We start from the raw sequence: 22,629 nt of genomic DNA, 5'->3' as shown, positions 1-22,629 counted from the left end.
GATTTCTCCTTGCGTTCGCCTATGCCTCGGGCGATTCCTCGTCGAACCAGCGGTACAGCGTGGGCAGCACCAGCAGCGTGAGCAGCGTGCAGGTGATCAATCCACCGATCACGACCACCGCCAGCGGCCGCTGCACTTCCGAGCCCGGTCCCGTGGCGAACAGGAAAGGGACGAGGCCCAGCATGGCCACGGTCGCCGTCATCATGACCGGCCGGAACCGCATGGTCGCCCCTTCCACCACCGCCTCGGCCAGCGGCATGCCCTCCATCCGCAGCTTGCGTATGTAGGACACCATCACCACCCCGTTCAGCACGGCGATGCCCCACAGCGCGATGAAGCCCACCGACGCCGGCACGGACAGATACTCGCCCGTCACGAACAGGGCAATGATGCCGCCGATGGAGGCGAACGGCAGCACGGTGATGATCAGCGTCGCGTAGCGCACCGAGTTGAACAGCAGGAACAGCAGGAAGAAGATGGCGGCCACGGTGGCGGGCACGATGATGGACAGGTGGCCCAGCGCTCGTTCCATGTTCTGGAACTGCCCGCCCCATTCCAGGTAGTAGCCCGTGGGCAGTTGCACCTTGCCCTGCACCGTCTGCTGCAACTCCGCCACGAATCCGCCCAGGTCGCGGTCCTGCACGTTGATGGCAACCACCACGCGCCGCTTGCCGCCCTCGCGGCTGATCTGCGCCGGCCCGTCGCGTACCTCGATGGCGGCCAGGCTCTCCAGCGGCACGCGCACACCATGCGGCGTGGTAAGCAGGATCTGGCGGATGGCCTGCACGCTGCCGCGGAACTCCTCGGGCAGGCGCACGGCCGCCGAGAACCTGCGCTCGCCCTCGTAGATCTCGGTGGCCGTCTTGCCGGCGATGGCCACCTCGATCACGTCGTGCACGTCCGACACGTTCAGGCCGTAGCGGGCAATGGCCTGGCGATCGATGTTGATGGACAGGTACTGCTGGCCGCTGACCCGGTCCACCCGCACGTCGCGCGCACCCGGCACCGTCTCGGCCACCCGCGCGATCTCCTGGGCCTTTTGCAGCAGCCGGTCCAGGTCCTCGCCGAACACCTTGACCGCCACGTCCGAGCGCACGCCGGTGACCATTTCGTCGACCCGGTCGGAAATGGGCTGCGCCATGATGATCTGCGCGCTGGGAATCACCTCCAGGCGATTGCGGATCTCCTCGGCGATGGTGTCCTGGGTCCAGCCCTCCGGCCACTCGTCCTGCGGCTTGAGGCTGACGATGGGCGTGGACTCGTTCTGCGCCTGCGGGTCGGCGGGACTCTCGCCACGGCCCACCCCGGAGATCGCCGATTTCACGCCGGGCACGCCCATGACGATCTTCATGGCCTGGCGCTCCAGTTCGATCGATTCCTCGAGCGAGATGTTGGGCACGCGGTTGATGCCCGGCACGATCGATCCCTCCTTCATCTCCGGGATGAAGGAGGTGCCCAGGAAAGGCAGCACGGCCACCGACGCGCCGAAGGCAAGCACGGCCATCACGACCGTCTTCTTCGTGTTGCGCAGCACCCAGTCCAGCATGCGCAGGTAGCGCCGTTTCATGAAGGCGATCATGCGCGTGTCGTGCTCGGCCCCGCCCTTGAGCAGATAGGAGGACAGCACCGGCGACAGGGTCAGCGACAGCACCAGCGAGATCGCCAGCGCGATGGCGATGGTGTAGGCCAGCGGCGCGAACATCTTGCCTTCCATGCCCTGCAGCGTCATCAGCGGCAGGAACACCAGGATGATGATGCCGATGCCGAACACCACCGGTGTCGCCACCTCGGCCACCGCCTTGAGGATGATGCGGAGCTTGCTCTCGCCGCTTTCCTTGGCATGGCCCAGGTGGGCGAAGGCGTTCTCGACCACGACCACGGAGCCGTCCACCATCAGTCCGATCGCGACCGCCAGCCCTCCCAGCGACATCAGGTTGGCCGATATGCCCAGCCGGTTCATCGCGAAGAAGGTGAGCAGCGGCGTCAGCACCAGGGTCGCCACGACGATCAGCGAGGACCTCACGTCGCCCAGGAACAGGAACAGGATCACGACGACCAGCACGACGCCCTCCAGCAGCACCTTGGCCACCGTCCACAAGGCCGCGTCGACCAGCTCGCTGCGATCGTAGTAGGGCACGATCTGCAGGCCGTCGGGCAGCATGCCCTGGCCGTTGATCTCGGCCACACGCTGCTTGATGCGCGCCACCACTTCCTTGGCGTTGCCGCCGCGCATCATCATGACGATGCCGCCCACGGACTCGGTCACGCCGTTCTTGACCACGGCGCCGTAGCGGACCTCGTGCCCCATCCCGACCTCGGCCACGTCCCGCACGTACACGGGCGTGCCGTTGGATTCGGCCAGCACGATGTTGGCGATGTCCTGCAGGTTCTCGATCAGGCCCACGCCCCGTATCAGGTACTGCTCGGCGTAGTGAGGCAGGATGCCCCCGCCCGAGTTGGCGTTGTTGCGCGCCAGCCCTTCGTACACCTGATGCAGCGTGATGCCGTAGTGGCTCATGCGGTCCGGGTTGACCCGGACCTGGTACTGCTTCACGTAGCCACCCTGCGAATTGATCTCGGCCACCTGCGGAATCGAACGCAGCAGCGGACGCACCACCCAGTCCTGGACGATGCGCCGTTCCGTCAGCTCCTTCTGCGTCAGTTCCCGATCGCCGTCGTCGGGCCTATCCAGCGTGTACTGGTAGACCTCGCCCAGGCCCGTGGACACGGGCCCCAGCACGGGCGTCACGCCGGTGGGCATGCGCGAGCCGATCTCGATCAGCCGTTCCATCACCAGCTGGCGCGCGAAATAGACATCGGTCGCGTCGGTGAACACCAGGGTGATCAGCGACAGCCCCGGCTTGTTCAGCGAGCGCATTTCCTCCAGCCCGGGCAGGCCGGTCATCGCGATCTCGATGGGCACGGTCACGAAGCGTTCGACTTCCTCCGGCGAGCGGCCGGTGGCGTCGGTGGCGATCTGGACCTGGACGTTGGTGACGTCCGGGAAGGCATCCACCGACAGCTTGCGCATGGCGTCCAGGCCGACCACGAGGGCCACCACCGCCAGCACGGCGATGATCAGCCGCTGCTGCAGGGCAGCGCGGACGATTTTCTCGAGCATGATCGTTACTCCGGATCGACGCCAGCGCGCTGGTTGTTGAGGTGGAAGGCTCCTTCGACGACGATGCGCTCACCGGCCTTCAGGCCCGAGGCCACCACGCGCTTGCCGTTGGACGAGGCGCCCATCTGCACGTGAGTCGCGCGAAAGCGGCCCGGCTCGATCTCGACGTAGACCAGGTCCTCGTTCTCGAAACGCACCACGGCCGACGCGGGAATCACCAATTGCTCGGTGGGCCGGCTGGCGATCAGCATGGTCGCCAGCATCGCCGGCTTGAGCCGGCCGTCGGCGTTGTCGATGGAGGTCCTGACCGGCACGGTGCGCGTGGCGGGATCGACCACCTGGCCGACGAAGATCAGCTCGCCGGAGATCTTGCGGTTGCCCAGCGCCGGCACCTCGATGTCGACCGTCTGGCCCGCCGCCACCAGGTCGGCCTGCTGTTCGGGCACCTCGGCCACCGCCCACACGCGCGACAGGTCGGCCACCGTGAACAACGAATCGGCGGGCTGGACCACCTGCCCCGGCGACACCTTGAACTCGACCACGGACCCGCGCAAGGTGGACACCACCGGCGAGAAGGAACTGATCTCGCCCGACTGCCCCATGCGCGCGATCGCCGACGGCGACATGCCCAGGACGCTCAACTGGTCGGAGGCGGCGCGCAGCTCGGCCGCGGCCACCGCGTATTCGTTCTCGCGCCGCTGCAGTTCGGCCTTGCCGATCACGTCGGCGGCGAACAGCAGCCGCGCGCGCTCGCGGGCGTTCTGCTGCAGCTCGGACTGGGCCTTGGCCTTCAGGTAGGCCAGCTGGGCGCTGCCCAGTTCGGTGCTGTGCAGGCGCGCCAGCACGTCGCCGGGCTTGACCGCCGCGCCCAGCGTGGTGTTGATGTCGGTGACCCGCCCCGTCACCGGAGCGCCGATCCGGGCCATGCGCTGGCGGTCGAAATCGATGCGGCCCGCCACGCGCAGCACGTCGCTGAACGGCTCGGTCGAAACCGGGGCGATCTTGATGCGGGCCAGCATGGCCTCGCTCGCGACCACGATGCTGGGGTCGAGGACTTCGGCCGGCTCGGCCTCGTTCGCGGGCTTGTCGCCGCAGGCTGCCAGGACGAGGCAGACAGCGGCCAGGAGGCTCCACCGCGCGGCGGCGGGCAGGGTCCGGCGTGCGCCGTGGGAGGTCGTGCGGAAAGGGCGCGGAATCATGAGGGGTCACCTGCGGAAGAGTTGGCCAGCAGCCGCTCGATTTCCACGGCGGCCATTTGCAGATCGAATTGGGCGGCGATGAGGTCGTTGCGCGCGGTGCGCAGCACGCGCTGCGCATCGATGTAGTCGATGATCCCGCGCTCGCCGTAGCGGTAGGCGGCCTCGGCCACGTTCAGCGCGGCCTCGGCCTGGCGCACGATGCCCGACTCCAGCGCCTCGACCTGCGAAGCGGCGATCTGGTATTGCTGGTAGGCGGAATCCAGTTGCTGGGTCAGCTCGAATTCGCGGGCCTCGAGCAGGCTGCGCGCGCGCATGGCGGTGGCGGCGGCCTCGTCGATCGGCCCCTGCCGGCGGTCCCACAGGGGCACGCTGACCACCACGCCGAACTGCGTGTCGCGCGTGTCGGGATCGCGGCTGGACGTCGCCTTGAGCGCCACCGAAGGCATGCGCAGCGAACGCTCGTAGTCCACGGCGGTGCGGGCCCGCTGCAATTCGGCCCGGAACTGGGTGAGCTCGGGATTGCCCGCCAGCATCACCTCGCGCAGCCGCTCCAGGTTCTCGAGGGACGGCTTCCCGCTCAACTGGCCTTCCACCGCGAAACCCGCCGGCAGGATGCCGCCGACCTGCTGGCGCAGGAATGACTTGGCCTGGTTCACGCGCAGCAGGGCGCTCTGGCTGTTCTTCTGCGCGTTCAGCAGTTCGGCCGCGACGCGGATCGCCTCGTACTTGGGCGCATCGCCCACGTCCACCCGGACCTGGGCACGGTTGTACAACTGCTGGGTCAGCGCCAGGTCCTCCTGCGCCGCGGCGAACTCGGCCTCGCGCCGGAGCGTTTCGTAGAACCCGCGCTTGACCTGGGCCACCAGCCCCGCCACGAAGAACTCCTGCCCCGCGGTCACGGCCCGCAGCGTGCCCGTGGCCAATTCGTACCGCAGCCGGCGCTGGTTGGGCAGATCGATGCGCTGCGTGAGGGACAGCGTCTGGCCGATGCCGGTGGCGGCGCCCGGCTGGCGCGCCGATACGCGGCCAGTGGTGAATTCCACCTCGGGGTTGGGATAGGCGCGCGCGGTGGTCAGGCCGGCCTGGGCGGCATCGACGCCGGCCGCAGCGGCCTCGACACCCTTGTTGCCCTGGAGGGCAAGGGACAATAGCTGGTCGAGCGTGTAGGGCTGCGCCGCAGCCGCGTGGGTACACATGCCCGCCAGCCACACTGACAGAACGAGTGTGATGGGCTTCATGATGATCGTAGGAACGGACACGCGCGGCGGCACAAGGCCGCCGGCAAGGCGCGTGCGGCGGCTACCTGCCGCCGCAGACGAGGGTGACGCGGATCAGGCCGTCAGTGACGGCGGGCGGTAGGCCCGGAACACCGGAGCCGGCGCGGGCGGATGCTGCGACGCGATGAACAGCGAGTCGCCCAGGACGGGCTCGGCGATCGCGACGCACAGGGGAAGATCGAACTCGTGGGGATCGAGCGGCGCCCCCGCGTAGGAATTGTCGTTGGCCGGCGGCCGGCAGACCAGGTCGTCCACCGCCACGTCGCCCCAGTCGGGCTCGGAGATCTGCTCGACGATGTCGAATTCCTCGTCCAGCTCGAATTCCCAGCGCGGCATGTCGATCCGGACGGCGGCGCCGGCCTGGGGCGCCTCGCGCATTTCGTGGCCGGCCGCCACGGGCAGGTGGGACGCGACACGGGCGTGCTGGTAGCTGGCCACCACGTGGGCCTTGAGCTGGCACGCGGCGGACTCCGCCCACACCCATTGCAGGGGCAGGCACAGCAATACGAGGAACACGTACCAATGTCGCATGTGCAGCATTTTAAGCGCTGCGAGAGTTTTTGCAATTCACTCTCATTTCGCCCCGAATGCGCGGCGGCGCGGCCCCCGCGGGGCTCACCGCCCGTCCGGGGTGGTCATGTTGCGGCGGACGCGTTGCAGCAATCCTATCAACTGCCCTTGTTCGGCCTCGGTCAGGCCACGCAGCGCGAAATCGGCCAGCTCGTCGCCCACGTTCAGCGCCTCGGCCAGCATGGCCTCGGCCTTGGCCGTGACCTCGACACGGAACGCCCGCCTGTCGCCGGGCACCGGCATGCGCGTGACCCAGCCGCCCTCCTGCATCCGGTCCAGCATGCGGGCGACGGTCATGGGCGTGACGTCCAGCGTCTCGGCCAGTTGCGCCTGCGTCATCGGGCCCAGGAAGGACAGGTACAGCGCCAGGCGGCACTGCGCGCGGCTGAGCTCGAGCCGCCCGCGCGCGCGGCGGTCGAATTCGGTGCTCATCAGCCGGCCGATGTCGGACACCAGGAAACCGAAGCGCTTGTCGTAGGGAGTCGCCATGGGAGGACCGGAAGAAGAACGCGCGATATTGTCGCCCATCGCCGTGCGTTCGGGAATATGTAAGCAAGCATATGATATACGTGCATATCATTCCAGACCAGCCGGGCATCCGCCGTGCAAACCTCCGCCGCGCCGCTCAACCGGCGCATGATCACGCTGTCCATCATGCTGGCCACGCTGATGCAGACGCTGGACAGCACCATCGCCAACGTCGCACTGCCCCACATGCAAGGCACGCTTTCCGCCTCGCAGGACGAGATCAGCTGGGTATTGACCTCCTACATCGTGGCCGCCGCCATCGCCACGCCGCTGACCGGCTGGCTGGCCGCGCGGCTGGGCGTCAAGCGCCTGCTGGCGGTCGCGGTCAGCGGCTTTACCGTGGCCTCGCTGCTGTGCGGCATGTCCGAAAGCCTGGCCCAGATCGTCGGCGCCCGGCTGCTGCAAGGCCTGTTCGGCGCCGCGCTGGTGCCGCTGTCCCAGTCCATCCTGCTGGACATCAATCCGCGCGACAAGCAGCCGCAGGCCATGGCGATCTGGGGCGTGGGCGTGATGGTGGGGCCGATACTGGGTCCCACGCTGGGCGGCTGGCTGACGGACAGCTACAACTGGCGATGGGTGTTCCTGATCAACCTGCCGATCGGCGCCTTCGCGCTGTTCGGCGTGCTGACCTACCTGCCCCGCTCCAAGCCCTCGGCGCGGCAGGCCCTGGACTTCTTCGGGTTCATCACCCTGTCGCTGGCCATCGGGGCGCTGCAGGCCATGCTGGACCGCGGCCAGCAGTTGGACTGGTTCGGCTCGCTGGAGATACGCATCGAGGCCGCCATCGCGCTGGTCAGCTTCGTCTTCTTCGCGCTGCATACGGCCACGGCCGGCAAGGGGTCCTTCTTTCGTTACGAACTGCTCAAGGACGGCAACTTCGTCACCGGCACCTGTTTCATCTTCGTGATCGGCGCGGTGATGTACGCGACGCGGGCGCTGCTTCCGCCCATGCTGGAGGCATTGATGGGCTACCCGGTGGCGACCACGGGCCTGGTCACCGCGCCCAGCGGGGTGGGCACCATGGTGGCCATGCTGATCGCGGGACGGCTGGTCGGGCGCATGGACGTGCGCATGATGCTGCTGGCCGGATTCCTGGTGTCGGCGGTCGCCCTCTACCAGATGATGGGCTACACGCTGGTCCTTTCGCAAAGCGACATCGTCTGGCCGGGCGTCATCCAGGGCGTGGGGCTGGGCTTCGTTTTCGTCCCGCTGAGCGCGGTCACTTTCGCCACGCTGGCTCCCGAGCTCCGGGCCGACGGCACGGCCATCTTCAGCCTGGTGCGCAACATCGGCAGCAGCATAGGCATCTCGGTGATCCAGGCCCAGGTCACGCGCAACACGCAGGTCGTGCATGCCTCGCTGGTCGAGCACATGAATCCGGCCAACGCCGCGCTCGTGCAGAACTATGACCTGAGTTCGCCCTCGACGCTGGAGTCGCTGAACCGGATGGTCACGCAGCAGGCGTCGATGATCGCCTACGTCGACGCGTTCAAGCTGATGTTCATCGCCACCCTGTGCGTGGTGCCGCTGCTTGCCATCGTGCGGTCACGCCGGCGCGCGGCGGGCGAGGACGCGCCGCACGTGGCCATGGACTGACCGCCGCCGGGCATGGCCGCTCAGCGGCGGCGGCCGGATACCTGCCGTGGCGTCAGCCGGCGTCGACCGAGGCCTGGTAGCCCGCCGCGTCCAGCAGGCCGGCGGTATCGGCCATGTTGTCCGGCCGGAGCTTGAAGATCCAGGCGGCATAGGGTTCCTGGTTCAGTTGCTCGGGGCTGGCCGAGAGCGCTTCGTTGAAGGCCACGATCTCGCCCGCCACCGGGGCATAGATGTCGGAAGCCGCCTTCACCGACTCGACCACGCCCGCCGTCTCGCCGGCCTGGAGCCGGGCCCCCACCTTGACGTCGCCGACGTAGACCAGGTCGCCCAGCTGGTCCTGCGCATGGTCCGTGATGCCCACCACCAGCAGGTCGCCGTCGGCGCGGATCCATTCGTGGGTCTTGGCGTACTTGAGTTCGGAAGGAAGATTCATGGAGGCGGATCCAGGTAGTGAGTCGAAGAGATGGGGGAATTGTAGTGAACCTTGGGGCGGGCGACGCGGGTCAGGGCTCGCCGCTGTCGAGCACCTTGCCGCGCCGCACGAAGGGCAGCCGGCAGACCACCGCCGGGACGCGCCGGCCGCGGATCTCCACCTCGGCCGCGTCGCCGGGCGATACGCTGTCCGGCAAGCGGGCGAAACCGATGGACGTGCCCAGCGTGGGCGACATGGTGCCGCTGGTGACCATGCCGGCGCCCTCGGCCGTGTGGACCGCCATCTGGGCGCGCATCACACCCCGGTCCAGCAGCCTGAGCCCCAGCAACTGCCACTTCAGGCCGTAGGCCAGCGCCGCGCGCCCGACGAAGTCGCGCTGCGGGTCATGGTCGGACACGGTCCAGGCCAGTCCGGCCTCGGCCGGCTGGGTCAGTTCGTCCATGTCCTGCCCGTACAGGTTCAGGCCGGCCTCGACCCGCAGCGTGTCGCGCGCCCCCAGGCCGCAGGGCGCGACGCCCGCCGCCAGCAGGTCGCGCCACAGGGCGGGCGCCTCGGCGCCGGGCAGCACCACTTCCACGCCATCCTCGCCGGTGTAGCCGGTGCGCGCGACCAGCACGCCCTCGGCCCCCTCGGCCGTGAACGGCGCCAGGCCGCGCGCCAGGCGGCCCAGCGCCGGCCTCGCCTGCGCCAGCCTTTCCCGGGCCTCGGGCCCCTGGACCGCGATCATCGCCAGTTCGCGGCGCGGTTCGATCGTCACGTCGTAGCCGCCGGCCTGGGCGACCCGCGCCATCCACACCAGGTCCTTGTCGGCCGAGGCGGCGTTGACCACGAGCCGGTAGTGCTCCGGCGTCAGCAGGTAGACGATCAGGTCGTCCACCACCCCGGCCTGCGGATTGAGCATGCAGGAATACAGCGCCCTGCCCGGTTCGGCCAGGCGATCCACGTCGTTGGCCAGCAGATGGCGCAGGTAGGCGCGCGCCTGGCTTCCCGCCACGTCCACGTTGAGCATGTGCGAGACGTCGAACATGCCCGCGCCGCGCCGGACGGCATGGTGCTCGTCGATCTGCGAGCCGTACGAGACGGGCATGGACCAGCCGCCGAAGTCGATCATCTTGCCGGACAAGGCCAGGTGCTCGGCGAAGAGCGGAGTCTGTTTCAGGGGGAGAGACGCGGTCATGCGGATTCCTGCGCAACGGGATGGACGGACGTCAGCCGCGCACCGCGGACCACGAAGCGGGCGAGGCGCCGGCACGCGTGCCCTGCATGGTGCCGCCGTTCACCTTGCCGCGATAGCGCACGCCGTTCACCGAGAACGAGATCTCGTCGCCGCGCAGGGTGGCGTCGTCGATGGGCCGGGCATCCAGGGTGCCGCTCAGCCGCTGGTATTGCTGGGCCAGCTTCAGTTCGCGGCCGTCGAGCTTCCAGGTGCCCTCGACCCTGGCCGGCACGATCCACAGCAGCGCCGAGCACCACGTCTGGCATTGCTCGGTGACCGTGGCCTGTTCGTCGGGCCGCCAGTCGCCCATGGGGAAGGTATTGGATACCACGCGGGTGCCGGGCTTGAGCTCCAGCAGCCTGGGCCGCAGCTTCTCGTTGATGGTGGGCAGCAGGAACAGCGTGATGACCGTGGCGCGGGAAAGATCGGTCTCGAACAGGTCGGCCTTCTCGAACGTGGCGACGCGGGACACGCCCGCGGCCTGCGCATTGCGGCGGGCCAGCTCCACCATGTCGGGGTTGTATTCGATGCCGTGGGCCTTGATGCCCCGCTGGGCCGCGGTGATCACCAGGCGCCCGTCGCCCGATCCCAGGTCGATCAGCGTGTCGCCGGGCGCTGCCTTGGCCATGTCTATCATCTTGTCGACCAGGCTCTGGGGGGTCGGCACCCACACCACGTCCTTGCCTTCCTGGCCGACGTCGGGAACATACGACGACCCCGGCTTTTCCGCCGCCTGGACACTGGCCAGGGCAGGCAGCGCGCAGGCGGCCAGGACGGCCATCCCCCGCGCGCACCGGCGCAACAACTTCGACTGCGACGAACTACCCAACAACGCGAGCATCATGGGGTTTCCCCTTTTCTGGTGAACGAGTGAGGCGGGACGTGGGTGCGTCGGATTCGATTGTGCCTGACTCGATGTCGCCGCGAAAGCGGGCCGGGCCTCCAGGGGATTCTCAATCACCGAGACAGGTGTTTGACCCGTCTTCGAAGCAGGTGACATAGTCGCCGGCGTCAAGGCGTCGCTGCTTGCGCAGCCGCCTGCGCCGCTCGTGCCGGACGCGGCACGATTCCCACATGAGAAATGCGAGGAGACAGTCATGGCCGCATTCCCTTTCCCCCCTGCCTGGCGGCCTCTGGCCGTCCTCTGTCAGATCGCCCTGCTGGCGGTCTGCGGTTTGCCGCAGGCGGCGGCGCAATATCCCGATCGCCCCGTGCGCATCGTCACGCCCTTTCCGGTCGGCAGCGGGGTCGACGTGAACCTGCGCATGGTGACCGAACGCCTGTCCAGGGCCTGGGGCAAGCCCGTGCTGGTCGAGAACAAGCCTGGCGCCGCGGGTTTCATCGCCATCGAAGCGGTCAGGCGCGCGTCCGCCGACGGCTACACCCTGCTGCAACTGGATAGTGCGCAGATGGCCGCGCAGCCCTATCTGTTCAGCAAGCTTCCCTACGACCTGAAGCGTGACTTCACGCCCGTCACGACTTTGTTCCGGAACTACTTCTTCCTGGCCGTGCCCACGGACAGCCGCTACCGCAGCGCGGGCGAGCTGCTCGCCGACGCCAAGGCGGCTCCGGGGAACATCAACTACGGGTCATGGTTCGTGGGCAGCCCGGGGCACCTGGGAGGCGCCATGCTCGACCAGGCGGCGGGCACGTCCATGACGCACATCGCGTACAAGGAAATGTCCCAGCTCTACACGGCCGTGGCGAGCAGCCAGGTCCCGTGGGCGTTCGGCACGATAGGCAGCATGAACGCGCTCTACAAGGGGGGCAAGCTCAGGTTGCTGGCGGCCGCGGCGCCGGCGCGGGTGCGGGGGTTCGAATCGGTCCCCACCATGGGCGAGGCCGGCGGACCGCAGGCGATGACGCCCGAGCAGTTCCAGGCCCGGCTCGATGCCGATTCGCGCCGGTATGGGCAGATCATCAAGCGCTTGAACATTTCCTTGGATTATGCCCGGGCCTGGGCCAGGATGCTGCGCAGCATGTCCACGAGTTTCAGCGCCGCCGGCGACAACGCGTGGCCGGGCAGCGTCACGATCGCCATGCTGCGGACCAGGGTGGGACGGACGATGCGCAGTTTCTGGACGCCCGCGCCGAGCGTGCGCGGCAGCGCGGTAGCCGGCAGGATGGCCGCACCCAGGCCAGCCGTCGCCATCGAGATCAGCGTCTGAGAATGCATGAACTGGAAGCGCGTGGCCAGCTGCAACCCCTGCGCGGCCATCGCTTCCTCGACGATGGCGCGCAGCGCGGTGCCCTGTTCGAGCACCAGCAGCGGCATGGCCGCCAGCGCCTTGAGCGAGATGGTCTTGCGGTCGCCGTCCAGCAGCGCGCGCGGCACCAGCGCGACCAGTTCGTCGGTCAGCAGGGGCTCGAAGCGGAACTCGGGCGAACCGGTCATCACGCTGATGCCGAAATCCACTTCCCGTTGCCTGACGCTTTCGAACAGCGCCGCCGCGGTGATCTCGCGCACGAAGACCTGGATGCCGGGATACCGGCCCTGGAAGGCCGCCAGCACGTCGCCCAGGTAGGCGCCGGCGATGGTGGGCGCGCAGGCCAGCGCGATGCGCCCGCGCTGGACGTCGGCGGCTTCCTGGATCGCCTGCAGTCCGCCTTCCACTTCCTGCAAGGCGCGGCGAACGCACTGGAGCAGTTGCTCGCCCTCGCGCGTCAGCGTGACCTGGCGCGTGGTGCGATGGAACAGCGGCACCCCCAATTGTTCTTCCAGGCGGCGGATCTGGCCGCTGACCGCCGAACCGGACCGGTGGGCGCGCCCGGCGGCGGTACGAAAGCTCCGGCTATCGCCCACCAGCATGAAGGTGTGCAGCAGTTTCAGGTTGACCGAGGAAATCGGATCGCCGGGTCTGGCCATGGAAGCTCGCCTGTTTTCGCGGACGAAAAGATTGTACGGAAAATCTTCTCAATCCTAACAATAATCGCGATTGTCGTTGCACCGGGCGATTCCTACACTGCACGGCATGGAAACCGCACGATGCCCGCGACCGGCTGGCACGATGCGGCCGGGCCATCCGGGCCCGGACCCTCTGGAGACAAGCCATGAACCGTTCACGCCCCCTGGGACTCCTGCTGTCCGCGCTGGCCGCGGCCTTGCTCGCGGCCGCGCCGGCCGCCGGCCAGGACGCCTATCCCGCCAAGCCCATCCGCATCATCGCTCCCTTCCCGCCGGGGAATTCGTCCGACGTCGCCGCGCGCTTCCTGGGAGAACAACTGGCCGCCCGGCTCGGGCAGCCGGTGGTGGTCGAGAACAAGGTCGGCGCCTCCGGCCAGGTGGGCGCGGCCTATGTGGCCAAGGCCGACCCCGACGGCTACACGCTGCTGATGACCTCCACCTCGGCCACCATCAGCCCCGCCATCTACAAATCCATCCCGTTCGACATCCTGGGCGACTTCGCGCCCATCGTGCGGGTCGCCGTGGCGCCCATGGTGCTGCTGGTCCGCGCCGATGCGCCGTATGCCAGCCTGGAGGATTTCGTGGCGCAGCTCCGCAGCCACCCCGAACGCTATACCTACGCCACCGCGGGCACCGGGACGATCCAGCATCTGGCCATCGCCGCCTTCCTGTCCCGGCTGAAGACCGACGTGCTGGGCGTGCCTTACAAGGGCAGCCCCCAGGCGCTGACCGATCTCATCGGCGGCCAGGTGCAGTTCATGTTCGACGCCGTGCTGTCGGGCAAGCCCCACGTGGATTCCGGACGGCTCAAGCCGCTGGCCGTGGCCAGCCTGGCGCCCATCGCGCAGATGCCGGGCGTGCCGGCGGCCGCGCAGTCCGCCGTCCCGGAGCTCAAGGACTTCGAGATCGAAGGCTGGGTCGGCCTGCTGGCCCCCCGCGGAACGCCGGCCGCGATCACGCAGCGCCTGAACCGCGAGATCGTGGCGGTCCTGACCTCGCCCGACATGCGCGAGCGGCTGGCCAAGGCCAACATCGCCACCGCTGCCGCCAATTCGCCGCAAGAGTTCTCGCAGTTCCTGCGCAAGGACGCGCAGCGCTGGAAAGACATCGTGACCGCCGCCCGGATCCCCCAGGAATGACCATATCCCCAGACACCGACGCCGTCGTGGCGCTGTGCGCCCTGCTGCGGCAGGCATCGGCCGCCGCCGCGTACGAAGCCATGGAGCGCGGAGGGCACATGTCGCCCACGCTGTCGGCCCTCGTGGCCGGCGTGCTGTGCACCGGGCCGGCGTACACCGTGCGCGCCCCCGCCGGCTACGGCGACGAGATCGTGCGCGCGGCCGATGAAGCGCCGCCGGGCTCGGTCATCGTGATCGACGTCGGCCCCGCGCCGGACGCCTGCACCTGGGGCGGCACGGGAACGGCCGTCGCCCAGCGGCGCGGCGTCTCGGGTGTCGTCAGCAACGGACGGGTGCGCGACCTGGCCGAGATACGCCGCGCACGCTTTCCCGTATTCGCCCGCGGCGCGGTCGCCACCGGCTGGTCGGGCGGCCGCCGGGGCGAGACGGGCGTGCCGGTGTCGGTGGGCGGCCGGGTGGTCCAGGCCGGCGATGTCCTCTGCGCCGACGACGACGGCATCGTCGTCATCCCGCGCGCCGGCGCGGCCCCCTTCCTGGAGCGGCTGCGGGCGCGCCTGGACTTCGAACGCGAGGCCGCCCGCATCGTCGACGAAGGCGGCCGCTACGCCGACGTCATGGCCCGCAAGCCCGCCTGACACCGCCCCCATGAACCGTATCGCCTCCAGAATCCCCCAGACGGGCGCCGAGAAGATCCTCGCGCGCGCCAGCGGCAAGCCCTGCGTCCGCCCCGGCGACATCGTTTCGCCGGAACCCGAACTGGTCATCATCCACGACGGCTACGTGGAGTCCGCCTACAACGAGTTGTCGAACCTGGGGTACCGCCGCATCGCCCGCCCCGAACGCGTGATGTTCGTGACCGACCATGAAGTGGCCTACGCCAGCCCGGCCTCGGCCCTGCGCGCCCGCCGCATCCGCCAGATCGCCCGCGAATGGAACGTGGGCCGCTTCTACGACGCCGGCCGCGGCGGACATGGGCATCTCTTCCCCATCGAGGCCGGCCTGGTGCGGGCGGGCATGTTCCTGTCCTGCTACGACATGCACGCCACGAATTTCGGCGCGGTCGGCGCGGTGGCCTGCGCGCCCGGACCGGAGATCGTCTCGGTGCTGGCCACCGGTTCGGTCTGGGAACAGGTCCCCGCGACCGTGCGCGTGCGCCTGCAAGGCGCCACGGGGCCGGCGCTGACCGCGCGCGACGTCGGCTTCCATGTCACCCGCCTGTTCGCCGACGGCCGGCTGCCCGCGTACGACAACCGCATGATCGAGTTCGCCGGCGACTACGCGGCCGGGCTGCCGCTGTCGGAACGCGTGGCCCTTTGCAATTCGCTGACCGAGATCGGCGTCGCCAACGTCTGGTTCACCCCGGCCGGCGACGGCTCCGTTCACGCCGGCGACGCCGACGCGCCGGTCGAGGCCGAGGCCGACATCGACCTGGCGAGCCTGGCGCCGCAGGTCGCCCTGCCCGGCGGCCCGCATCGGGGCGTGGACGTAAACGAGGTGGCCGGGCGGCACGTGGATCATGCCTACATCGGGTCGTGCGGATCTGGCATGTACGAGGATTTCGCCGCGGCCGCGGCCCTGCTGCGCGGCCGCCGGATCGCGGGCCACGTGCGCATGTTCATCGTCCCGGGCACGGTCGAGACCTCGCTGCGCATGGCCCGCGACGGACTCGCGGAGGTGTTCCAGCAAGCCGGTGCGATGCTGCTTCCCCCCGGATGCGGCCCCTGCGCGGGCGGCGTGATGGGGCCCCTGGCCGAGGGCGAAACGTCCATTTCCACGGCCGCGACCAACCATGCCGGCCGCTTCGGCGCGAAAACGGCCCAGGCCTACCTGGGCAGCCCGCTGACGGTGGCGGCATCGGCCCTGGCCGGCTGCATTGCCGATCCGCGCGCGCTGACGCAAGAACGGGAGCCCATCCGATGACCGGCACGATGCGACGCGTCGGACGCTGCCACGTGTTCGGCGACGACATTCCCCTGGACGACGGCCTGATCCCCTTCGAGATGGCGATACGCCGCATCGACGATCCGCAGTTGTTGCGGCCCGAATTGCTCCGGATGGTGGACCCGGCCTTCCCCGACCGGGTGGAACCGGGAGACATCATCGTGGCCGGCGCCAACTTCGGCTGCGGCAAGCCTCACTTCCAGGGCTTCATCGCGATGGCGGCGCTGGGCCTGTCGGTGCTGTGCGTGTCGATGCCCTACAAGACGCTGCGCGGCGCGATCTCCAAAGGCGTTCCGGTGCTGGCCGGCCTGCCCGGCATCGATCCGGCCCTGCGCACCGGCCACCGGCTGGACGTCGATTTCACCCGGGGTACGGTCGTCAATCTGGACACCGGGCAGCGCATCGAGGTTCCGCCCTTGTCGCCGCTGCTGGCGGACGTCGTCCGGCGCGGTGGCACCCGCGGCACGCTGGCCGCCTGGCTGGAGACCCATCCGGACATGCGCCTGCCCGCCCAGGCGCCACGCGCATGATCAGACCGCCTTGGCCTCCATGCAGCGGAACGTGGGTGCGCCGAACCTATCGCGCCACAATCCAGCTCGATCGGCTCATTCCATCTTGACTCCTGCCGTCGCGGCGACCTTGGCCCAAAGACCGACTTCTGTACGAATGAACTGGGCGAACTGGCTGGGTGTATCACCGATCGGCGTAAACGCCAGAGTCGCCATGCGATCGCGCGTGGCATCAGTGTGCAGGATTTTCGTAACGGCTGTGTGCAACCGCTCGATGATGGGCGTATCGGTTCCCGCCGGCGCCAATAGGCCGATCCAGCCAACCGTGGAAAAATCCCGAATACCCGACTCGGCCACCGTCGGCACGTCAGGCAGGAACGGACTGCGCTGCGACGAAGAAACAGCCAGCGCCTTGAGCTTTCCCGATTTGACGTTTGCCAGCACGCCGGGGATCGCATCGAACATGACGTCGACCCGGCCTGCGATTACGTCCACCATGGCTTGCGGGCTGCCTTTGTAGGGTACGTGATTGAGCGCCAGGCCAGCGCGCTGCATGAACAACTCCATGGTCAAATGGCTGGTGGTCCCATTACCGCCGGACCCATATTGCAATGCCCCCGCCCGCTGTTTCGCCTGCGCAATCAACGCCGCGATCGAATCCAGCTTCGACTCGGGAGCCGTCACCATGACCTGGGTAACCGACGCAACATTGGTAATCGGCGCAAAGTCCTTGACCGCATCGTATCCTACCGCCTTATAAACGCTCGGACTGATAGCGAGCGGTCCGCTGGACCCCATGTACAGCGTATAGCCGTCGGGCGCGGCTCGAGCGGCGGCCGCGGTGCCAATCACACCGCCCGCGCCGGCCTTGTTTTCCACTACGACGGATTGTCCCAGTTCCCGTCCCAGTTGTTCTCCCAGCAAGCGCGCCAGGATGTCGGCACCCTGCCCTGCCGGGAAAGGCACGATGATCCGGATGGGACGCGACGGATAATCGCTGGCCGCATGCGCCCCGGCGGCCCAGCCTCCCATGACGATCAACGTTGGCAGAACGATATGCGCAGCTGTTTTCATCTGTGTCTCCATACGGTCTTGGACAAGAAAGTGCTGGCTCAACAACCCCCATCGAGCAGCCGCAGCGGGTTGCGCACGAGGATGGACTCGCGAATGGACGGGTCGGGAACGAACTCGTGGAAAGCGTCCAACAAGACGCTCAGATCGGGCACTCGATCCGCGTCGAAATAGCCTGTATGCGGCCAATCCGTCCCCCATAACATCCGGTCGGCCGCCAGATCGATCAACCGACGCGCAATAGGGACCACGTCAGCATACGGAGCTCCCGAGCGCGATATCCGATCCGCGCCGGTCATCTTGATCCATATCCCAGGACGAGTCGCCAACATGGCCAGCGCCCGAAACGAAGAACCGTCGAGGCCGTCGGCGGGATCAACGCGGCCAAAATGATCGATCACCACAGGTACGCCTATCGAAGCGATCCACGGAGCAAGTTCCGGTAAAGCGCTACCAGCGAAATGCAGTTCGACGAACCAGCCCAGGCCGTCCAGGCAGCGCTGCACGTGGGAGAAAACATCGAGGTCGAGTTGACCGCCGTGCTGTGGATTGAACGCGAAACGCACCCCTCTCGCGCCTCGCTGGTGCAATTCGCGGCACAGTTCCGGCGTACAGTCACCCCCGAGACGCACCACGGCCAGATAGCGTCCGGCGGCCTTCTCTACCGCGTCCATGTCCACTTCGTTGTCGAAACCATGGGTATTGGCATGAACGACGAAACCGTGATCGATGCCCAAAGCCGCGTGCATCTGCAGAGCATGTTCGAGCGGCGCGTCTGGCGGTGTGTATTTGCGCTTGCCAGGATATGGAAAGCGGCTCTGCGGCCCCAGGACGTGGAAATGCGTATCCCAGGATCCTTTCGGTAAACTTCGGATCGAACGTCCGGGATTCGGCCGCGGCCCCAGGCATGCGGGAATGGATTCGTTCATGGCCAGCATTTGTTTGTATGCGAACATACAATTTGATCAATGAGCAAACCAAGTGTCAAGATCGCTAGTGGCATATCGCCACTGGACGACATGTACGAACGGCCCGGCTTCCTGTTTCGTCGTGCCAGCCAGGTATTGATGCACATCGCCGAACAGGAGACTGCCCGTATCGGCCTGACCCCGCCCCAGCACGTATGCTTGATCGTGCTCGATCGCTGCAAGGCGCTGGATCAAATCGGATTAGGGAAAGCCATAGGCATGGACAGGGCCACGGTTGGCCAAGTGATCCGCCGATTGGAAAATCGAGGCCTGGTAGAGCGGTCGACCGCGCCGGGCGATGCACGGCGCAAGGTCGTAGTCCTGACGGCCGACGGACGCAAACTGGTCAAGGACGCGAACAAGGCTGCGCTCCATGTGTCGGATCGCATGCTGGAGCCGCTCGCTCCCCTCGAGCGTCAACAGTTGACAGCGCTGCTGTCGAAAATGGTCGCGGCTCTAAACGCGCAGGCGCCCACGCCGATCGAGCCGCCGGAGGCGTAGCGCCCGCTGGCAATCAGACCGACTGGCCGCAGGCCGCGCCGGACGCCCAGGCCCACTGGAAGTTGTAGCCTCCCAGCCATCCCGTCACGTCCACCACTTCGCCGATGAAATGCAGGCCGGGGACGGCCTTGGCTTCCATGGTTTGCTGGTCCAGGCCACGGGTATCGACGCCGCCGCGCATGACCTCGGCCTTCCTGTACCCCTCGGTACCCGACGGCGTCAGGGTCCAGCGCTTCATGCCCTCGGCCACCTGGCGCAGCGCCTTGTCGGGCAGGTCTGCGATACGCTGCTCGCCCAGGCCGGGATGGGCCGCGGCCAGCCACTGTTCGGCCAGCCGGCGCGGCACCATGCCGGCCAGCACGTTGGCCAGGTGCTGGCGGCCGCCGGCCTTGGCGGCCAACAGGTCCGCCATCAGGTCCACGCCCGGTGCGAGATCGATCACGATGGGCTCGCCCGGCTGCCAATAGCTCGATATCTGCAGCACCGCCGGACCGGACAGGCCCCGGTGGGTGAACAGCAGGTCCTCGCGGAACGAGGCCGCGCCCCGGCCCGAACCGGTGCGGATGTCGACCTCCAGCGCGACGCCGGCCAGGGGCACGAAGGGCTGCCATGACGCGGCGTCGAAGGTCAGCGGCACCAGCGCCGGCCGGGGCTCGGCGATCTTCAGGCCAAACTGCCGCGCGATGCGCAGGCCGAAGTCCGAGGCGCCGATCTGCGCGACGGGCAGCCCGCCGGTCGCGACGACCACGCGTGCGGCGCGGATGGCGCCGGACGAGGTACGAAGCATGAAACCCGCCTCGCCCTGCTCCACCGATTCGACCGTGCAGGGCATGCGCCACGCCACGCCGCCCGCGTCGCACTCGGCGCGCAGCATGCGGATGATGTCCTCGCTGGATTCGTCGCAGAATAGCTGGCCCCGGTGCTTCTCGTGCCAGGCGATGCGGTGGCGCGCCATCAGCGCCAGGAAATCGCCCGGCGTGTAGCGCGACAGCGCCGAGCGGCAGAAGTGGGGATTGCCAGAAATGAAATTGGCGGGTCCGGCATCGCGGTTGGTGAAATTGCACCGCCCGCCGCCGGAGATGCGGATCTTCTCGGCCAGCCGCCGGGCGTGGTCGATCAGCACCACGCGCCGGCCGCGCTGCCCGGCCACCGCCGCGCACATCATGCCGGCTGCGCCCGCGCCGATCACCGCCACGTCGAAGGCCGCGCCGCGCGGCCCGTCCGCCGCCATCAGGCGTCCTTGACGCAATCCACGTAGAAGCGCATGTCGCCGTTGGGCAGCACTTCCTCCACCAGCCCATGGATGTCGGTGTCGAAGCCCGGGAACTGGGCGTTGAACTTGCGGGCGAACTGCAGGTACTTGACGATGGTGCTGTTGAAGCGTTCACCCGGGATCAGCAGCGGAATGCCCGGCGGGTACGGCGTCAGCAGCACGCTGGTCACGCGCCCTTCCAGCGCATCGATGTCGACCCGCTCGATCTCGCGGTGCGCCATCTTGGCGAAGGCCTCGGACGGCTTCATGGCCGGGACCATGTCGCTCAGGTACATCTCGGTGGTCAGGCGCGCCACGTCGTGGGCCCGGTACATCTCGTGGATGCGGGTGCACAGGTCGCGCAGCCCCACCTGCTCGTACTGCGGGTAGTCGTGGCAGAACTCGGGCAGGATGCGCCACATGGGCTGGTTCCTGTCGTAGTCGTCCTTGAACTGCTGCAACGCAGTCAGCAGCGTGTTCCAGCGGCCCTTGGTAATGCCGATGGTGAACATGATGAAGAACGAGTACAGGCCGGCCTTCTCGACGATCACGCCGTGTTCGGCCAGGAACTTGGTGACGATGGACGCGGGAATGCCGGTCTGGCCGAAGGTGCCCGACACGTCCAGGCCCGGCGTGACGATGGTCGCCTTGATCGGATCCAGCATGTTGAAGCCGGGCGCCAGGGCGCCGAACCCGTGCCAGTTGGCATCGGTTTCCAGCAGCCAGTCATCGCGCTCGCCGATGCCGTCGGCCACCAGGTTGTCCGGACCCCAGACCTTGAACCACCAGTCGCTGGCGCCGAACTCGGCTTCCACCTTGCGCATGGCGCGGCGGAAGTCCAGCGCCTCGAGGATGCTTTCCTCGACCAGCGCCGTGCCGCCCGGCGGCTCCATCATCGCCGCCGCCACGTCGCAGGACGCGATGATCGCGTACTGCGGCGAGGTCGACGTGTGCATCAGGTAGGCCTCGTTGAATACGTAGCGGTCCAGCTTGCGGGTCTCGGACTCCTGCACGATGATCTGCGAGGCCTGCGAGATGCCGGCCAGCAGCTTGTGCGTGGAGTGGGTCGCGTACACCACCGCCTCGGTGCTGCGCGGACGGTCCTTGCCGATGGCGTGCATGTTCCGGTAGAAGTCGTGGAACGCCGCGTGCGGCAGCCAGGCCTCGTCGAAATGCAGGGTGTCGATGCTGCTGCCCAGCAGCTCCTTGATCATCTCGACGTTGTAGACCACGCCATCGTAGGTGCTCTGCGTGATGGTCAGGATGCGGGGCTTGCGGCCGGCGTTGTCCTTGGCGAAGGGATTGGCGTCGATCTTCTTCTGGATGTTCTCGGGACGGAACTCCTCCAGCGGAATCGGCCCGATGATGCCCAGGTGGTTGCGCGTGGGCCGCAGGAACACCGGCACGGCGCCCGTCATGATGATGGCGTGCAGGATGGACTTGTGGCAATTGCGGTCCACCACCACCACGTCGCCGGGCGCCACGTTGGCATGCCAGACGATCTTGTTGGACGTGGACGTGCCGTTGGTCACGAAGAAACAGTGATCGGCGTTGAAGATGCGCGCCGCGTTGCGCTCGGAGGCCGCGACGGGGCCGGTGTGGTCCAGCAGTTGCCCCAGTTCGTCCACCGCGTTGCAGACGTCGGCGCGCAGCATGTTCTCGCCGAAGAACTGGTGGAACATCTGCCCCACCGGGCTCTTCAGGAACGCCACGCCGCCCGAGTGGCCGGGACAGTGCCAGGAATACGAACCATCCTGCGCGTACTTGACCAGCTCACGGAAGAACGGCGGCGGCAGCGATTCCAGGTAGCTCTTGGCTTCACGGATGATGTGGCGGGCCACGAACTCCGGCGTGTCCTCGAACATGTGGATGAAGCCGTGCAGCTCGCGCAGGATGTCGTTCGGGATGTGCCGCGAGGTGCGGGTCTCGCCGTACAGGTAGATGGGGATCTCGGCATTGCGGAAGCGCAGTTCACCGATGAAGGCTCGCAGCTTGCTGACGGCATTGGCCACGTCCTCGGGCATGCCCTCGCCGAATTCCTCATCGTCGATCGACAGGATGAACGCGCTGGCGCGGCTCTGCTGCTGAGCGAAGGACGACAGGTCGCCGTAGCTGGTCACGCCCAGCACCTCCATGCCCTCGGCCTCGATGGCCGCGGCCAGCGCGCGCACGCCCAGACCGGATGCATTCTCGGAACGAAAATCTTCGTCGATGATGACGATGGGGAAACGGAATTTCATTGAGGTTGAAGCCCCCCCCCTACGCGCTGACGCGCGCCCCCCAGGGGGCGGCACTGGCGGACTGGCGGACCAGATCCGCTGTGCCCTGGCAGGGCACGTGGCGGCAGGGAAATCGGTTGAAAAACGGCCGGCCGCGAGCAAGTTACCTCGCACAGCGCCTCCG

General features: G+C 67.8%; 19 protein-coding genes and 1 pseudogene. 7 read left to right on the top strand and 13 right to left on the bottom strand.

Annotated elements, in window-relative coordinates; translation table 11 throughout:
* Positions 1-19: 19 nt before the first annotated feature.
* The 5 genes from N5K27_RS17485 to N5K27_RS17465 form a co-directional block, all read right to left on the bottom strand.
* Positions 20-3,121, bottom strand: coding sequence for a CusA/CzcA family heavy metal efflux RND transporter (locus tag N5K27_RS17485; RefSeq protein WP_279817806.1), 3,102 nt, complete (start codon positions 3,119-3,121; stop codon positions 20-22).
* Between the two features lie 5 nt (positions 3,122-3,126).
* Positions 3,127-4,320 (bottom strand): efflux RND transporter periplasmic adaptor subunit, encoded by a 1,194-nt coding sequence (locus N5K27_RS17480; RefSeq protein ID WP_087837204.1) that lies wholly within the window; start codon positions 4,318-4,320, stop codon positions 3,127-3,129.
* Positions 4,317-5,558, bottom strand: coding sequence for a TolC family protein (locus N5K27_RS17475; protein ID WP_279817804.1), 1,242 nt, complete (start codon positions 5,556-5,558; stop codon positions 4,317-4,319). The genes N5K27_RS17480 and N5K27_RS17475 overlap by 4 nt, the downstream gene beginning before the upstream one ends.
* 93 nt (positions 5,559-5,651) lie before the next feature.
* A complete protein-coding gene (locus N5K27_RS17470; protein ID WP_087837206.1) occupies positions 5,652-6,137 on the bottom strand; it encodes a hypothetical protein in 486 nt (161 codons plus the stop codon).
* A gap of 75 nt (positions 6,138-6,212) precedes the next feature.
* The gene (locus N5K27_RS17465; protein WP_279817802.1) at positions 6,213-6,656 is read right to left on the bottom strand and encodes a MarR family transcriptional regulator; all 444 of its coding nucleotides are present in this window, start codon (positions 6,654-6,656) and stop codon (positions 6,213-6,215) included.
* Between the two features lie 147 nt (positions 6,657-6,803).
* On the opposite strand from N5K27_RS17465, the gene N5K27_RS17460 reads away from it, so the two are divergent.
* Positions 6,804-8,291 carry a DHA2 family efflux MFS transporter permease subunit gene (locus tag N5K27_RS17460; RefSeq protein WP_254914552.1) on the top strand — a complete coding sequence of 496 codons (1,488 nt, stop codon included), beginning with the start codon at positions 6,804-6,806 and terminating at the stop codon, positions 8,289-8,291.
* A 52-nt stretch (positions 8,292-8,343) separates the two neighbouring features.
* On the opposite strand, the gene gcvH is transcribed toward N5K27_RS17460, so the two are convergent.
* From gcvH to N5K27_RS17445, 3 genes are all read right to left on the bottom strand, one after another.
* A complete protein-coding gene (gene gcvH, locus N5K27_RS17455; protein ID WP_087837207.1) occupies positions 8,344-8,724 on the bottom strand; it encodes a glycine cleavage system protein GcvH in 381 nt (126 codons plus the stop codon).
* A 70-nt stretch (positions 8,725-8,794) separates the two neighbouring features.
* Positions 8,795-9,901, bottom strand: coding sequence for a glycine cleavage system aminomethyltransferase GcvT (gene gcvT, locus N5K27_RS17450; RefSeq protein ID WP_132978941.1), 1,107 nt, complete (start codon positions 9,899-9,901; stop codon positions 8,795-8,797).
* A gap of 31 nt (positions 9,902-9,932) precedes the next feature.
* On the bottom strand, positions 9,933-10,784 hold the full coding sequence (locus N5K27_RS17445) for a class I SAM-dependent methyltransferase (RefSeq protein WP_243724366.1): 852 nt from the start codon (positions 10,782-10,784) through the stop codon (positions 9,933-9,935).
* A 253-nt stretch (positions 10,785-11,037) separates the two neighbouring features.
* Between N5K27_RS17445 and N5K27_RS17440 the strand changes: the two are divergent.
* A pseudogene (locus N5K27_RS17440) lies at positions 11,038-11,790 on the top strand (tripartite tricarboxylate transporter substrate binding protein); the annotation flags it as partial.
* 95 nt (positions 11,791-11,885) lie between these two features.
* Here N5K27_RS17440 and N5K27_RS17435 read toward each other — a convergent pair.
* Complete coding sequence (locus N5K27_RS17435; protein WP_279817799.1) at positions 11,886-12,806, bottom strand: LysR family transcriptional regulator; 921 nt, start codon at positions 12,804-12,806, stop codon at positions 11,886-11,888.
* 185 nt (positions 12,807-12,991) lie between these two features.
* On the opposite strand from N5K27_RS17435, the gene N5K27_RS17430 reads away from it, so the two are divergent.
* The 4 genes from N5K27_RS17430 to N5K27_RS17415 are packed head-to-tail and all read left to right on the top strand — an operon-like array spanning position 12,992 to position 16,455.
* Complete coding sequence (locus N5K27_RS17430) at positions 12,992-13,984, top strand: tripartite tricarboxylate transporter substrate binding protein (RefSeq protein WP_279817797.1); 993 nt, start codon at positions 12,992-12,994, stop codon at positions 13,982-13,984.
* Positions 13,981-14,619, top strand: a complete 639-nt coding sequence (locus tag N5K27_RS17425; RefSeq protein WP_279817794.1) for an RraA family protein — start codon at positions 13,981-13,983, stop codon at positions 14,617-14,619. The genes N5K27_RS17430 and N5K27_RS17425 overlap by 4 nt, the downstream gene beginning before the upstream one ends.
* Before the next feature lie 10 nt (positions 14,620-14,629).
* On the top strand, positions 14,630-15,904 hold the full coding sequence (locus N5K27_RS17420) for an aconitase family protein (RefSeq protein WP_279817792.1): 1,275 nt from the start codon (positions 14,630-14,632) through the stop codon (positions 15,902-15,904).
* Positions 15,901-16,455 (top strand): 3-isopropylmalate dehydratase, encoded by a 555-nt coding sequence (locus N5K27_RS17415; RefSeq protein WP_279817791.1) that lies wholly within the window; start codon positions 15,901-15,903, stop codon positions 16,453-16,455. Before N5K27_RS17420 ends, N5K27_RS17415 begins: the two co-directional genes overlap by 4 nt.
* Positions 16,456-16,530: 75 nt before the next feature.
* Here the strand turns inward: N5K27_RS17415 and N5K27_RS17410 are convergent, their stop codons facing one another.
* Together N5K27_RS17410 and N5K27_RS17405 are read right to left on the bottom strand one after the other, a co-directional pair.
* Complete coding sequence (locus tag N5K27_RS17410; RefSeq protein WP_279817789.1) at positions 16,531-17,508, bottom strand: tripartite tricarboxylate transporter substrate binding protein; 978 nt, start codon at positions 17,506-17,508, stop codon at positions 16,531-16,533.
* 38 nt (positions 17,509-17,546) lie between these two features.
* Positions 17,547-18,461 (bottom strand): amidohydrolase family protein, encoded by a 915-nt coding sequence (locus N5K27_RS17405; RefSeq protein WP_279817788.1) that lies wholly within the window; start codon positions 18,459-18,461, stop codon positions 17,547-17,549.
* 12 nt (positions 18,462-18,473) lie between these two features.
* On the opposite strand from N5K27_RS17405, the gene N5K27_RS17400 reads away from it, so the two are divergent.
* Positions 18,474-18,974: a MarR family winged helix-turn-helix transcriptional regulator gene (locus tag N5K27_RS17400; RefSeq protein ID WP_279817786.1), complete on the top strand. Its 501-nt coding sequence runs from the start codon at positions 18,474-18,476 to the stop codon at positions 18,972-18,974.
* A gap of 13 nt (positions 18,975-18,987) precedes the next feature.
* Here the strand turns inward: N5K27_RS17400 and N5K27_RS17395 are convergent, their stop codons facing one another.
* Both N5K27_RS17395 and N5K27_RS17390 read right to left on the bottom strand, forming a co-directional pair.
* Positions 18,988-20,205 (bottom strand): NAD(P)/FAD-dependent oxidoreductase, encoded by a 1,218-nt coding sequence (locus tag N5K27_RS17395; RefSeq protein WP_279817784.1) that lies wholly within the window; start codon positions 20,203-20,205, stop codon positions 18,988-18,990.
* On the bottom strand, positions 20,205-22,466 hold the full coding sequence (locus N5K27_RS17390; RefSeq protein WP_124688077.1) for an arginine/lysine/ornithine decarboxylase: 2,262 nt from the start codon (positions 22,464-22,466) through the stop codon (positions 20,205-20,207). The genes N5K27_RS17395 and N5K27_RS17390 overlap by 1 nt, the downstream gene beginning before the upstream one ends.
* Positions 22,467-22,629 lie beyond the last annotated feature (163 nt).

The organism is Pigmentiphaga sp. GD03639, from assembly GCF_029845405.1.
GTDB classification, from domain to species: domain Bacteria; phylum Pseudomonadota; class Gammaproteobacteria; order Burkholderiales; family Burkholderiaceae_B; genus Pigmentiphaga; species Pigmentiphaga daeguensis.
Note: the sequence above shows the minus strand (reverse complement) of the source record. Positions and strands in the feature narration are given on the sequence as shown.